Annotated in this window: 15 protein-coding genes and 1 pseudogene; 9 read left to right on the top strand and 7 right to left on the bottom strand. The window is 43.2% G+C overall.

The window, feature by feature from the left end:
• Positions 1–91: 91 nt before the first annotated feature.
• The gene (locus tag F6K52_RS01585) at positions 92–388 is read right to left on the bottom strand and encodes a hypothetical protein (protein ID WP_293073016.1); all 297 of its coding nucleotides are present in this window, start codon (positions 386–388) and stop codon (positions 92–94) included.
• 116 nt (positions 389–504) lie between these two features.
• Here F6K52_RS01585 and F6K52_RS01580 point away from each other — a divergent pair, with 116 nt between their 5' ends.
• Positions 505–969 carry a phage tail protein gene (locus tag F6K52_RS01580; protein WP_293073013.1) on the top strand — a complete coding sequence of 155 codons (465 nt, stop codon included), beginning with the start codon at positions 505–507 and terminating at the stop codon, positions 967–969.
• A gap of 3 nt (positions 970–972) precedes the next feature.
• Here the strand turns inward: F6K52_RS01580 and F6K52_RS01575 are convergent, their stop codons facing one another.
• Positions 973–1,227, bottom strand: coding sequence for a hypothetical protein (locus F6K52_RS01575; protein WP_293073010.1), 255 nt, complete (start codon positions 1,225–1,227; stop codon positions 973–975).
• On the opposite strand from F6K52_RS01575, the gene F6K52_RS01570 reads away from it, so the two are divergent.
• The 6 genes and pseudogenes from F6K52_RS01570 to F6K52_RS01545 all read left to right on the top strand — a co-directional run.
• Entirely contained in the window at positions 1,211–1,627 is a 417-nt protein-coding gene (locus F6K52_RS01570) for a phage tail protein (protein ID WP_293073007.1), read from the top strand. The genes F6K52_RS01575 and F6K52_RS01570 overlap by 17 nt on opposite strands.
• A gap of 2 nt (positions 1,628–1,629) precedes the next feature.
• Complete coding sequence (locus F6K52_RS01565; protein WP_293073004.1) at positions 1,630–1,833, top strand: DUF5908 family protein; 204 nt, start codon at positions 1,630–1,632, stop codon at positions 1,831–1,833.
• 277 nt (positions 1,834–2,110) lie between these two features.
• On the top strand, positions 2,111–2,296 hold the full coding sequence (locus F6K52_RS01560; RefSeq protein WP_293073001.1) for a hypothetical protein: 186 nt from the start codon (positions 2,111–2,113) through the stop codon (positions 2,294–2,296).
• Positions 2,290–3,009 carry a hypothetical protein gene (locus F6K52_RS01555; protein WP_293072998.1) on the top strand — a complete coding sequence of 240 codons (720 nt, stop codon included), beginning with the start codon at positions 2,290–2,292 and terminating at the stop codon, positions 3,007–3,009. Before F6K52_RS01560 ends, F6K52_RS01555 begins: the two co-directional genes overlap by 7 nt.
• A gap of 7 nt (positions 3,010–3,016) precedes the next feature.
• Entirely contained in the window at positions 3,017–4,666 is a 1,650-nt protein-coding gene (gene vgrG, locus F6K52_RS01550; protein WP_293072995.1) for a type VI secretion system tip protein VgrG, read from the top strand.
• A 75-nt stretch (positions 4,667–4,741) separates the two neighbouring features.
• Positions 4,742–6,094: pseudogene (locus tag F6K52_RS01545) on the top strand (HDIG domain-containing metalloprotein); the annotation flags it as partial.
• 59 nt (positions 6,095–6,153) lie between these two features.
• Here the strand turns inward: F6K52_RS01545 and F6K52_RS01540 are convergent.
• The 5 genes from F6K52_RS01540 to F6K52_RS01520 form a co-directional block, all read right to left on the bottom strand.
• The gene (locus tag F6K52_RS01540; RefSeq protein WP_293072992.1) at positions 6,154–6,714 is read right to left on the bottom strand and encodes a 5-formyltetrahydrofolate cyclo-ligase; all 561 of its coding nucleotides are present in this window, start codon (positions 6,712–6,714) and stop codon (positions 6,154–6,156) included.
• 390 nt (positions 6,715–7,104) lie between these two features.
• Positions 7,105–7,836 (bottom strand): sugar transferase, encoded by a 732-nt coding sequence (locus F6K52_RS01535; protein ID WP_293072989.1) that lies wholly within the window; start codon positions 7,834–7,836, stop codon positions 7,105–7,107.
• Positions 7,837–7,936: 100 nt separating this feature from the next.
• On the bottom strand, positions 7,937–9,067 hold the full coding sequence (locus tag F6K52_RS01530; protein WP_293072987.1) for a glycosyltransferase: 1,131 nt from the start codon (positions 9,065–9,067) through the stop codon (positions 7,937–7,939).
• A gap of 267 nt (positions 9,068–9,334) precedes the next feature.
• Positions 9,335–9,772 carry a hypothetical protein gene (locus F6K52_RS01525; RefSeq protein WP_293072984.1) on the bottom strand — a complete coding sequence of 146 codons (438 nt, stop codon included), beginning with the start codon at positions 9,770–9,772 and terminating at the stop codon, positions 9,335–9,337.
• Between the two features lie 255 nt (positions 9,773–10,027).
• Positions 10,028–10,417 carry a hypothetical protein gene (locus F6K52_RS01520; RefSeq protein ID WP_293072981.1) on the bottom strand — a complete coding sequence of 130 codons (390 nt, stop codon included), beginning with the start codon at positions 10,415–10,417 and terminating at the stop codon, positions 10,028–10,030.
• A gap of 528 nt (positions 10,418–10,945) precedes the next feature.
• On the opposite strand from F6K52_RS01520, the gene F6K52_RS01515 reads away from it, so the two are divergent.
• Positions 10,946–11,626: a hypothetical protein gene (locus F6K52_RS01515; RefSeq protein WP_293072978.1), complete on the top strand. Its 681-nt coding sequence runs from the start codon at positions 10,946–10,948 to the stop codon at positions 11,624–11,626.
• 241 nt (positions 11,627–11,867) lie between these two features.
• Positions 11,868–13,613 (top strand): ABC transporter ATP-binding protein, encoded by a 1,746-nt coding sequence (locus tag F6K52_RS01510; RefSeq protein WP_293072975.1) that lies wholly within the window; start codon positions 11,868–11,870, stop codon positions 13,611–13,613.
• The last annotated feature ends 381 nt before the right edge of the window (positions 13,614–13,994 follow it).

Below are 13,994 nucleotides of genomic sequence, written 5' to 3'. Positions count from 1 at the left end.
CCCAATTCCGCCAAAATATTTTCAAATTGCTGCCAGCTAACATCCTCCAGCAACAATTCCTGTCCCGGTTGAATCCTCAATTGTCTTAACTCTAATAGCATAAAGATTCATCCAATTCTTTAATTACAATATATCGACCACGCAACACACTAATTGCTCCATTCATCCCCTGGGAATTCATCTCAAACATCGGCACAAAACGGGCAATTTCCCCAGCCGTAGTTTGTCCCCAGCATTCACTCGGCATGGGGTTAAGCCAAGTCAAATAACGCACAGATTGCTGTAACTCCTCAATCCATACCTTAGTATTATCAACCCGTTCCTGGTCAAAATTCCCCCGTGCTGCCCCCGCATCGCTAATAATTAATACCGCCGCCCGTCCGCCCATTCTGAATGCTGAATGCTGAATGCTGAATGCTGAATGCTGAATGCTGAATGCTGAATGCTGAATGCTGAATGCTGATAGCTTAAACCAAACCTAAAGTAATTAAGGAAACATAAATCATGGCAGACACAGTAGAACAAATCAAAAATACTTATCCAATTCCGGTATTTTATTACCGAGTCACCATCGATGGAGATGATTCCCACGCTTTCTCAGAGGTATCGGGATTAAGCATTGAATACGAAACGATTACTTATCGAGATGGCCTGAGTTATAAAGAAGGGCCAAAGTACATGCCAGGATTAGACACTCCCATTAACCTAACCCTACAGAAAGGAATTGTCAGACAAGACAGCTATTTATTTGAATGGTTTAGCACGATTAAGCTCAATACCGTCGAAAAGCGAGATATTATTATTGAATTGTTAGATGAGTCAGGTGAAGCAGTTGTCTCCTGGGAAGTTGGAAATGCTTTCCCTAAGAAATTAGATGCACCGTCATTTAATGCCACTAGCAATGAAGTTGCTATTGAAAGTTTAGAACTAATGGCTAATACTCTCAAGGTTAATAACCCTCCATTATAATCATTAGACTTCTCTCTTCCCTGCTCCCTGCTCCCTGCTCCCTGTTCCCTGTTCCCTGCTCCCTATTCCCTGCTCCCTGCTCCCTGCTCCCTGCTCCCTGCTCCCTGCTCCCTGCTCCCTATTCCCTAAAAACCCAATAATTTGTACTTCACCGAATTGAAAACCGCTGTAAGTTATGGTAAATAATTTCCCCATTCCGGAACTTACTTTGACGGAAAATCCCCCGGTTGGATTTAATTTTATGGTCGTCTTTTTCATAGCTGGAATTCTGCCTAATCCCTTAGATATTCGCTTTCAAAAGGTATCGGGAATTTCGGCGGAAATAAGCACAACAGACATCCGTGAAGGGGGTGAAAATATTTTCAGACATCGTTTGCCTAATCAGGTTACCTATAATAATCTGGTTTTAGAAAGAGGAATGGTGATTGGCTCTCCTTTGAATGTAGAATTTAACATTGCTATGAGTACCATGAAATTTGCTCCCAGCAATGTCTTAGTCATGTTGCTTGATGAAAACACTGTTCCTGTTTCTAGTTGGTTATTTAAGAGAGCTTATCCAGTAAAATGGTCAACATCTGACCTAGATGCTAATGCCAATGCTGTGGTTATCGATACGATGGAATTAGCCTATGTGAGATTTCAAAGTGTGAGGATTTAGCTATGCCAGTGGAAATCAAAGAATTAATTATTCGTGCCAACATTGTGGATAATAGTGAGTCTAAGCATGGAAATAGTGAGAATGGACATAGTTATGATAATAATTTAGATTACCAGATGGGAGAAAATTATGAACAAAAAGGTGAAATAATTGCTGCTTGTGTGGCACAGGTACTGAAGATACTGGAGCGGAAAAAAGAGAGATAAGGTAAGGAAGTGTGGGGAGAGGGGGAGATAGGGAGATGGGGAGATGGGGAGATAGAGAGATAGGGAGATAAGGAGATAGGGAGATAGGGAGATAAGGAGATAGGGAGATGGGGGAGATTTTTATAGCAGAAGTCAGAAGTCAGAAGTCAGAAGTCAGAAGTTAGAATTAAAACTCTTGCGCTTACTTAGGTTTGAGACTTTTGTCATGTCCTAACTGCCCTGGCGACTGCTATATTAAGGGTAATGGTAATAACATGAGATAGCGTTTATCATAGCTATGAGGTACACATTCTTTTTTACCTCTTGCCTATTGCCTATTGCCTATTGCCTATTGCCTATTGCCTATTGCCTATTCCCTGTTCCCTGTTCCCTGTTCCCTGTTCCCTGTTCCCTATTCCCTGTTCCCTATTCCCTAAAACCCAAGAATAATTTATACTTCACCCAAATAATTATTATATGCTAAAAAACCCTTTTAAATTAGAAAAGCTGAAGATTCGTGTTTATAAAGATGGAAAACGGACTGGAAAGGAACAAGATACCTTTGAAGTCATGTTTAATCCGGAATCCTATTCCTTACAATACGAGAATGTTTATCAAAGTAAGCAGGGTATTAATACCCGTGGACGGGAAGCAAAATATACTCTCAGCAAACCCAGGAATTTGTCCCTCAAGTTAATTTTAGATGACACAGGGGTAGCAGATTATGGAGGTTTTGGGTTTGCCGGAGCTTCATTAGTTGGCAATCTTTTAGGGACGAGAGATGTTTACAAGCAAGTAGACCGCTTTCTGAAGCTAACAACATTTATGGATGGAACAATCCATGAGCCTAAATATCTCAAAATTGAATGGGGAGACTTAATTTTTGATTGTCGTCTCGTATCTGTTAATGTTAAATATACACTTTTTAACCGTAGCGGACAACCGATAAGAGCTGAGTTAGATACCGTTTTTAAAGGTGATCTAGAAGATTCCAAGCGAATTTTATTAGAAAAGAAAAGCTCACCCGATCTTACTCATACTAAAACAGTAAAAGCTGGAGATAAGTTGCCTTTGATGGCTCAAGAGGTATACGGTGACTCGGCCTATTATATCCAGCTTGCCCGTGCTAATAATGTCAATAACTTCAGAAAGTTAAAAACCGGAACAACTATCAACTTACCGCCAATAGAGAAGTAAAAAAATAATGAGTGGTGTTGTCACAGCAACAATCTTGAGTAAAGGGAAAAAAATGAACTCTGAATATAATGTCATGTCGATTGACATTATCAAAGAGGTGAATAAAATCCCGATAGCTCAAATTATTTTATTAGATGGTGACGCGGCAGAACAAGAATTTGCTATTAGCAACACGGAGTTTTTTAAACCAGGCCAAGAAATTGAAATAAAGCTTCGCTATGAAGCGGAAAAACAAAATGAAGCAACAGTGTTTAAGGGAATTATAGTTAGACACTGTGTGCAAGCCGATCGCTATAGTTCTCTGCTCACTGTTGACTTAAAAGATGCAGCATACAAACTAACCACCCAACGAAAAAGTGCTGTGTTTCGAGATATGACAGACAAGGATATTATCGGCAAAGTCATCAACACTGGGGGTGGGGGGTTAAAATTCAAATCTAGTGCTGTAACTAAACCAAAGCATAAGGAAATGGTGCAATATTACTGCACTGACTGGGATTTCATTTTATCTCGTGGGGATGTCAATGGTCTGTGGGTTTTAGTTGATGATGGCGAAATTACGGTTAAAGAGCCTAATCTAACAAAGACAGAGGAAGCCAAACATACCTTTGAGTATGGCAAAGATGAAATTTACCAGTTTGAAATGGAAGCTGATATTTGCGATCAGAAAGCATCGGTAGAAAGTACAGCTTGGGATATCAAAACACAAAAACTATCACAATCACAAAAAGCGAAAGAGTTTTCTCTAGAGCAGGGTAATTTAAAAGGAGATGAATTAGCAAAAACCATTGGTGCAGACAACTATCAATTAATCAGTTTAGCTCCCTTAGATGACCAGGAAGTAAAAGCTTGGGCAGATGCCAAGTTACAAAAAAGTCGTCTTTCACTGTTTAAAGGTCGCTTAAATTTACCTGGATTTGCTGATATTAAACCAGGAGATATGATAAAAATTAAGGGAATAGGAAAGCGCTTCAATGGCAAAACTTTAGTAACGGCTATTCGACATCAATTTAGTAGACAAGGCTGGCAAACCTATGTACAATTTGGCTTGTCAGCTAGCTGGTTTTATCAACAAACTAATGACATTATTGATACACCAGTGGCGGGATTGATTCCAGCTATTCATGGGTTGCAAATTGGGATTGTGGATAAGTATGAAGCGGATCCAGAAAAACAGTTTAGGGTAAAAGTCAGAATCCCCTCAATTGAAACAGATGGTATTGTTTGGGCAAGATTAGCTTCCGTTGAGGCTGGTAATAAAAGGGGTATTTTCTTTAGACCAGAAACCGGGGATGAGGTTATTCTCGGTTTTATCAATGATGACCCTAGACAAGCCATAATTCTGGGTGCGGTGCATAGTGGTAAAAATGCTTTGCCCCCTGGTTTGACAGTAACCAAGGAAAATAATAAGAAAGGAATAGTTACCAAAAACTCCCTAAAACTTATATTTGATGATGAAAATCAGTTAATCGAAATTAGTACAGGCAAGGGCAATACCTTTAAATTATCCGAGCAGGATAAAGGGATTAAATTGGAAGATGAAAATGGGAATACAATCACGATGGATAATCAAGGAATTAAGATAAAATCAAGTAAGGACATTGTGATGGAGGGTAACTATATCAAGATTAAAGGCTCGAGGGTGGATATTAATTGAGGCAAGGGTGGGGAGTGTGGGGAGATGGGGAGATGGGGAGATGGGGAGATGGGGAGATGGGGAGATGGGGAGATTTTTATTAAGGATCTACTGGATTATTTCGACTTAAGCCGTCGAGGAATTAACTGGCCGGGTTTGATGGGATTTGGTGGTTTGGTTACTACTACGGTAGGCATCTTTGCCTTAGTGCAACGGCGAGTTCACCCGAAATGGAGACGGCGGGACTACATTTTGGTATTGCTATTGACACTTAGTATGCCAATATCAATACTTTTCAAGAGTCCCTTCTTCAAGATTCCCTACACTATGCCTGCTATTGCTTTGTTAGTAGGGAACTTTTATGGCTCTACGATGGGCGTGACAGTGGTGGGTTTACTGACAGGCTTAGTGACCTTTAGTATGGAAGTCACTGGAGAACAAGTACTGGCAAATGTGGCTGGGGGTTTACTTGGTGCCTTGATGGCAGGACGAATGCGATCGCGAGAGGAATTGGCTCTGTTGGGAGTTGGGGTGGGCTTAACTCAAGGTGTAGTTTCCCTGATTATCAATCTGATTATTAGTGCCACGGCTAGTACAATTTGGTCTGCAGTTCTGCCAGGAGCCTTGTTATTCGGTATGTCTGGCTTAGCTTGGAGTATTGTCGCCCTGGGGCTATCACCTTACTTGGAACGTTTGTTTGACCTGGTGACACCAATTCGTCTGGCAGAATTGTCTAATCCCAACCGTCCCCTGCTCAAGCGTCTAGCTACTGAGGCACCTGGAACGTTTCAACATACTCTGTTTGTTGCTTCTTTGGCAGAAGCAGCGGCTCAAGAACTTCACTGTAATGTCGAACTGGTTCGGGCAGGTACGCTCTACCATGACATTGGTAAAATGCACGATCCGTTAGGGTTTATAGAAAATCAAATGGGTGGTCCGAACAAGCATGATGAGATTAATGATCCTTTCAAGAGTGCTGAAATTATTAAAAAGCACGTTACCGAAGGACTGGTTATGGCTCGTAAGCACCAGTTACCCAAGGCAGTGCGGGACTTTATCCCAGAACATCAAGGGAAATTGCTGATTTCCTATTTTTATTTCCAGGCTCAGCAAAAAGCCCAACTCGAAGGTACTGGGTCTGTGGACGAGTCATATTTTCGTTATGACGGTCCAATTCCCCAGTCCCAGGAAACTGGTGTAGTTATGTTAGCTGACGCCTGTGAAGCGGCTCTACGCTCACTCAAAGAGGTTACTCCGGAAACGGCTCTTACGGTGGTCAATAAAATTCTCAAAGCTCGCTGGCAGGACAACCAATTAGTGGATTCTGGGCTAACCCGACAGGATTTATCAAAAATTGCCCAAGTCTTCATCAGAGTTTGGCAACAATATAATCACCAACGTATTGCTTATCCAAAGGGAGCACTTAATTGTCAGTCGTCTCCTAAATGAAGTACGAAGTCTCCAGTTTTTGTAGACAAAGAGTATTAAACAGTATAAAACACAGAATTTCAGATCTGTTCCACCTTCTTGAATCCTGTTTCTGTACAAACACTGTGCAAGTCTTTATCCCACTGATCAATGGGTAGTTGAGGTATATAGGCAAATTCAAATACAATGCCGATCCTAGGAATAGAATCCCACTCTGGTGAATTCAGTAGTCGGTCATAGAAACCACCACCGTAGCCCAAACGATACCCCCGCTGGTCACAAGCCACAGCGGGTACAAGGATCAAATTCACATCCTTTGGCTCTAGGCTGGTAGAATTAGGTAATGGTTCTAAAATACCGTAATTTCCTTTTTGCAAGGGTTCACCCGCCTTCCAGGTATGCCAGAAGAGAGATTTTCCCAGACATCTCGGTAGTCCCCAACAGTGCTTAGTGTCTGTAAATAGGGGACTTAGATCTGGTTCTTTTCGAAAACTGAAATAGGCTAAGACTGTTTGTGGCTGGGTCACTAGGACGCCAGATTGCAGATGGGTACAAATGCGATCGCTTTTTTGCCGCCATTCTTCTACAGACATAGACTGGCGCTTTTGAAGCAGGGATCGGCGTAGTTCTGCTTTGTTCATCTGATCTTACCTCCGCTTTGATAGGGCGATCATATCAACAAACTATGCTGATAGTGGGTAATCATACCGAGTTGCATTTAGCGATGCAGCGCCTTCACGCGGGGGTTTCCACGGGGCTTACAAGGTGCGGACGCAGGTTCCGCACACAGACCCAAAACCATGAGCGACTGCATCAAGACATGGGTAGTAGATAGGAGCTTGTTTACTCCCATCTACCAATTCCGTTCAATCGAGCCCTTAAGCAATAAATAATAGGTTAAATAATAGGTTTGAGAGCAACTTGGTATCAGTAATGGGTAATTGGCAACTGGGCTTATTACCCATTACCCATTACCCATTACCTAATCTCTCCCATTACCTAATCTCTCCTCTAGCAGGTACCAGTTACCTCTAGTAAGCACCGTTATTTTTGGGAAAAATAACAACACCAATGGTTTTCACGATGATCCATAAATCCAGCCAAAAATTCCGGAAACTGACATAGTAAACATCAATTTGCACACGGCGGTGGTAAGGTATGTCATTGCGTCCAGAAACCTGCCATAAGCCAGTAATTCCGGGTCGAATTCTCAAGACTTTATCCATGTGACGCCCGTATTTGGGCAATTCCTCTGGCACTAACGGTCTTGGACCCACCACACTCATCTGTCCGTTGAGTACATTCCAGAACTGAGGAAACTCATCTAAGCTAGTCAGCCGTAGAAATTTTCCAATTCCAGTAATTCGAGGATCATCCTTGAGCTTGTAATTATCCTCAAATTCCTCTCGTATCTGAGGGGATTTTTCGATCATCTCTAGCAACATTTCGTCTGCATTTTCCACCATAGTTCTGAATTTCAGGCAAGCAAAAGGTTTGTAGTCTTTACCCACCCGCTCCTGAACATAAAAAATTGGTCCAGGTGAGCTGATCATAATTAGCAATGCCAGTAGCAGGTAAACGGGAAAAAACGAAATCAGAACTGATAGGGAAAAAGTAACATCAAACAGTCGCTTGGCAAAATTTCCGTCTAAGCGATAGCGAGTCAGATTCTTGTGTCTACGACGTGAAACGAGGGGCTGAAAACCTCGCTTCACGAATGCTCGCAATATCTTGACGGAGTTAAGTTGGCTTTCGGCAGTCATCTCACTCCTTCAATTCACACCACACGTCATAATCATAAAGCTACGAGACACTCGCTATAGCGCATAGCCAGCTAGGATATTTAATTTTTTACCAGAGAAATTAAAACTGGTAGTCTTGATAACACTTTTCCAGAAATGTCAGGTAGCGATCAGCAAAAATGTTGGGGGCAAATTTGGCAGCGTTTAACCGGCTTGCTTCCCGATTAAACTTTCCTGCCAAGGTCTCAAAGGTTTCCATGGCTTCAATCAAAGCCCCTGAGCTTTGCTCTGGAAACAATAGACCTGTACCACTGTCTAAATGTTGCCGAATATCTAGAACTGTTTCTAGTGCCCCACCAGCACCATAGGCAATCACCGGCGTACCACAAGCTTGGGCTTCCACCAGGGCAATGCCGAAATCCTCACAGGCAGCATAGACAAACCCTTTAGCTTTAGCCATATACTGCTCAACCACCTCATTGGGTTGAAATCCCATAAATTCTACATTTTTGTGAGCCAAGTTGCGAATCCCTGCTAAATCTGAGCCATCACCAATCACCACCAGAGGGTATCCCAGTTGATTAAAAGCTTGAACAATTAAAGATACTTGTTTGTAACTTACTATCCGGGAAACGGTCAGATAAAAATCTTCCTTTTCTTCCTGGAAAGGAAAACGTTCAATATTAACCGGTGGGTAAATCACTTCAGCCCTACGCCGATAGCAGCGCCAGATCCGCCGTGCTGTGTGATGAGAGTTGGCAATAAAGTAATCCACCCGATTTGCTGTAATCACGTCCCACTGACGTAACCGATGAAGCAGATAGCGAGTGATCAACCCTGGAAAACCCTGTCCCATAGCACTACTGCGCAAATAATCAAACGTCAAGTCCCAGGCATAACGCATGGGCGTATGGCAGTAACAGATGTGCAGTTGTTGGGGACTAGTAAGGACACCCTTGGCAACAGCATGGGAAGAGGAGAGTATGACATTATACTCCCCTAGTTCCAGCTGTTCAATCGCTAAGGGTAGCAGCGGCAGATATTTCTGAACCCCGTTACGAGCGAAGGGTAAGTTCTGTAGGAAGGTTGTGCCAATACAGCGCTGATATAGATAACTCTGGGGATTTGTTGATTCAAAATCAATCAGGGCGTACAGGTCGGCATCAATGTGTTTGAGTATTTCTTGAACTACCAGTTCTGAGCCACCAGTTGCTTTGGGAGTCAACCACTCATGAACCAAGGCATATTTCATTAGATCTCAATGGCAGATTGTTCAAATATACTACTGACAGTACTTGAAAAACAAAACATACCATATACTTGAATGGTCTATTTACTATAGACCTCGCAGCTACGGTATTTTGGGTATTGCCTAACTAGCTAAAAATATAGGGTTTTTCAGCTGCGCTCTAGACGGCGATTCTATAGCGCAGTCAACCCACCACAAGACATCTAAACAACCTATCTGGCAATACAGACGTCGAGGTAATAATAGGGTTTTATTAACTGTTTCAACCCGCTAGTTAGCTGAGCAGTAGGTATTAATATCCGCCACTAATTTTGGTTCTGGGGTGGTGGCTTTCTGCAAATTGCTCAAAGCTTCTTCCGCAGCTGAGCGGTCTTGCTTCTTAAAAGCCTCTACAAAGTCACGAGTCGCCTTGCTGGTATTGCGATACATCTGAATAAAACCAGCTTGATAGTCTTGGAGCTGTTCGTCCTTAACTATTATAGATTCCATGTCTTGAGATGCCCCCTCCATAGCATCAGCTGCCTGGAGCATTGCCTGGGGATCACTTGATTCTCCACCATTAGTTAGGGTTTTAGCTTCTTCAACGGCCTGGTTTGCCACTTCAATAATTTTCTGACATTCAACTTTTTTGCCACTACAGCTAACGGTCAATAAGCTCATGAGTACAGTCACCGGAACAAGGAGGAAGTACCGCGTTGGAAAATGCATTAATGCTCTCCTAATCAGTTTTGGGTACTCTCGTTTTGGTAGCATATTTTTACCATGCTGAAAAGCTTTAGCTTTAATTCCACAACACTCCACTCTTCAATACACGGCGTTCAGAGTCAGGATAGGGTGAGCGCGCGGGTGTAGGCTAACATTGACAGGACTTACCCAAAACTGGGCAACAAACGCGCTTATGGTGTATGGCCCTGAGTGAGACCCTACAAGTAGAGTTGGTGCGTAAGTCAAGAGCCAGGAAGGTCAGTCTTCCCTTGCTTCAATAGCTGTAGCAAGCTGTTGCAAGGTTTGTGTGACTTGCTCGAGCTGTTTTAGAGACTCATTTTGACTTTCTGCCAAGGTTTGCACCGCATCACTTAGAGCAAAAAGCTGGTAGCCTTGTTGTTGAACTTGCTGCCCTTGGTTTTGTACTTGAATGACAAAGTTATCAACCCGGTCAGCTAGACGGTCTATGGTTTCGGTAGTGGCAAGCACTGCCTCTCCGATTTGTCCAACAATTAATTCCAAACGACTGATGCGGTTTTCCACTGTCAGAGACTCTTGTATGCTAGGAGTCGTGTTGTATGAAGTGTTTCCCATTTGAGCTGGTTTATCCACCGGCAACGTTTTCAATAAAACATCAATATCGGCCATCAATATCGGCCATCAATATCGGCCATCAATATCGGCCATCAATATCGGCCATCAATATCGGCCATCAATATCGGCCATCAATATCGGCCATCAATATCATCGGCGCGAGGCAAACAGGCATGGAGTATGAAGTCTGGCCTAGTCTACTATTAAATGGGGTCAGATCCGAATATCCCCTCTTAATTCGCTAAGAGTATTCTATGATTATTGGTTGAACTAGCAAAATTTCAACCCCTTTGACAGAAAACGTTTCTTAGTTTGATCCCACTCACAGTAATTTCAAAGTGACGCTTTTCTGCCAATGGCAAGTATAATGCCGGTGTTAAGGCAATTCAGACTGGGGTGATTTACCTGTTGAGATATTCCTCAAACTGAGCATGTCACCCCAATTTGAGGGATTTATGCCTATCAAATTACCACAGTTTATCAATTAGCCGAATACGACTAGCCGGATAGGACGTAATCGTTGTCGGATCAAATTCCCACAACAAACAGCTAACGGTCAAAAACTTACAATGGTATTCACTTATGCAACTACTATTTCTAGTCCTGCTATGGGTAGTGCTTGGATTTTTGCTCGCCAAGCTGCTGCTCGAAATCATCCCTAAACAGTATTTCACCTGGCTTGGGGGTTTTTTGGTTTTTGCCATCATTGTCCTGCTGTTTTTCACCCCAACCAATGCCCTGGTTTCACCGATATGGACAATTCTCTCACTTCCCTTTCAACCATTGGGCTTAGCAATTCTGCTTTGGTTTCTAGGAGCAATGCGAATTAAAGGTGACAAAATCTCTAAACCAGGACCTACCTTGATTTGGACGGGATTTTTTGTCTTGCTTGTCGCCAGTACCCCTTTTCTATCTACTCGGCTGGATCAACTTCTCGGGTCTGAAGTCGTTCAAGAGCAACCTAGAGTTCAAATGGCGACAACAATTGGGTTGCAGGAGGAAACCCTCACTGCTTTTGTCCCCAATGGGGAATTAATTCAGCTTACTACTAGTGCTAGTCCTTTACCTAGGGACGCTGTGTTGGCTCAACTTCTTCCACCCAATCAAGCCATTGGCATCCAAGCTTTTATCCCTTCTATAGGAGCCCTTGAGCAGACTACCGGGGTAATTAACACCTTCTTTAGCAATATTTACTTCCAACTACGAGGAGGACGAGTTACTGGCACAGAAGTTGAATCGCCGACCGCAAGAGATGTTTCTTGAAATATAGACCTTATTTTAACGACCCACATCAACCCAATCGGGTATAGTGTGGGTTTATGGTTTCATCGGAGGTAAACCGCTACCACCCTCGGCTCTCACCTTCAGTAAGGGTCGATGATTTATCCTGATCTGCGGTTACCTTGAGGGTAATTACTCCCCGATTTTTGGTGAAAGGTTAAGCCTATAGTAGGGGAATTGTTTAAATATTGTAAGCAGGACTGGAATTGTATAGTATTGTAACATGCTGAATTCCCGTCTGAAAAAACTGCTGCTTTACCTGCGCCCATACTGGCGACAGTCAGCCCTAGGCATTTTTGCTCTCCTTATTGTCAATGGACTTGGTGTTTATATCCCCTTACTGATCAGGGATACTATTGACGAGTTGAGTCAAACCTTGAGCTTCGACCAAGTCGGGAGCTTTGTGGTGCTTATTTTGATACTCACCTCATTTATGTGGGGGATTCGGATGGTTTCGCGCATTCTATTGTTTGGGGTGGGGCGCAAAGTGGAATTTGACCTCAAGCAGCGGATTTTTGGGCATTTGCTGACATTGGAACCAGCCTATTTTTCTCAAAACACCATAGGTGATTTGATTAACCGAGCCACCAGCGATGTGGATAATATTCGGCGTCTATTGGGGTTTGCAGTTTTGAGTCTGGCAAATACGGTGTTTGCCTACTCTTTGACCGTGCCGGTTATGATTGGCATTGATCCGTGGTTGACGTTCTTAGCATTGGCGGTTTATCCGTTGATGTTGATTATTGTCAAGCTATTTAGTGAGAAACTGCGCAGCCAACAACAAGAAGTCCAGGAGAAACTTTCTAACCTCAGTGAGCTGATTCAGGAAGATATGAGTGGTATCGCCATGATTAAAATCTACGCTCAGGAAGAAAACGAGCGTCGTGCGTTCCATCAACTCAATCAGCAGCTTTTGGGAGCAAATCTCAATTTGGCAAGAACACGGAACTTTCTGTTTCCAATAATTGAGGCTCTTACTTACCTCAGCTTACTGGTGCTGTTAACTATTGGTCCTGGTTCCATTGAGTCCGGTGGTATCAGTATTGGTGACTTTGTGGCGCTGATTATCTACACTGAACGTTTAGTCTTCCCCACAGCACTGCTAGGGTTTACCATCACTGCTTATCAACGTGGTGAAGTAAGTATTGATCGTATTGAGTCGATTCTCTTGGCTCAACCTCGGATTACAAATGCCCCAGATTCGGTTAGCCTGCTAACGCCAGTAAGGGGTAAGCTCAAGGCTGTAAACTTGAGTTACACTTACCCCGGCAGCCAAACTCCTGCCCTGAAAAATGTTAGCTTCACAATTAATGCAGGTGAGACAGTAGCGATTGTGGGAGCCATTGGTTGTGGAAAATCTACCCTGGCTAATGCCTTGCCTCGTTTGCTGGATATTCAAGCTAGTCAACTGTTTTTGGATGGATATGATACTACTAAGCTGCCCTTGCAGGATTTGCGGAATGCGATCGCATATGTTCCTCAAGACAGCTTCTTGTTTAGCACTAGCATTAAAAACAATATCTGCTACGGTATACCAATTAGCGAATACTCAGAGGTAGAATACGCAGCTTCGCAATCCCAAATTCACCCGGAAATTATGAATTTCCCCCAGCAGTACGAAACAATTGTTGGGGAAAGGGGAATAACCCTCTCTGGGGGGCAGCGACAACGTACTGCTTTAGCTAGAGCTCTGCTGATGGATGCACCAGTGCTGATTCTTGATGATGCCCTTTCCAGTGTGGATAATCAGACAGCAACGCAAATACTGGAAAATCTCTCGCAAGGAGTCCAGCGCAAAACTGTAATTTTTATCTCCCATCAACTTTCAGCTGCTGCCAAGGCTGACCGAATTTTGGTAATGGACGCAGGGGAAATTGTCCAAACTGGTTCTCATGGTGAACTTCTACAAAAACCCGGTATTTATCGCTTTCTTTGGGAGCAGCATCAATTAAAAGAAGTATTGAAGTAGTTCTTTAATTTAGTTGACCTACCTAATAGCTAATAGCTTCTCAACGGGACTGGCCGGATTCGAACCGGCGACCTAGCGCTTCAGATTTGTGTGAGTTTCCCCACTCTCTGGACTATACCTTCACCCTAGGTTAATACCTTTCAAGGTTAATACCCCTTAGGTGGTGGCCGTCTAGTCTCTCCACCTTCCTGCATTTAACCTCTACGATGACTCGCACGCAGATTCAGGCTTGGCTCGGTATTGCCTTAGAGTACTCAGTAAGCTAAATACCCCTTAGGTTTCACCGAATTTGACCACATTCACTCACGGAATTTCTTCCATGGTGCCCGATTTTTCAGGAGGCGCTTGCTCTATCCAGCTGAGCCACAGCCCCAATCGCAA

Source organism: Moorena sp. SIO3H5 (genome assembly GCF_010692395.1).
Taxonomy (GTDB): Bacteria; Cyanobacteriota; Cyanobacteriia; order Cyanobacteriales; family Coleofasciculaceae; genus Moorena.
The sequence above is the reverse complement of the archived record's forward strand: the minus strand, read 5'-3'. Positions and strand labels throughout refer to the sequence as shown.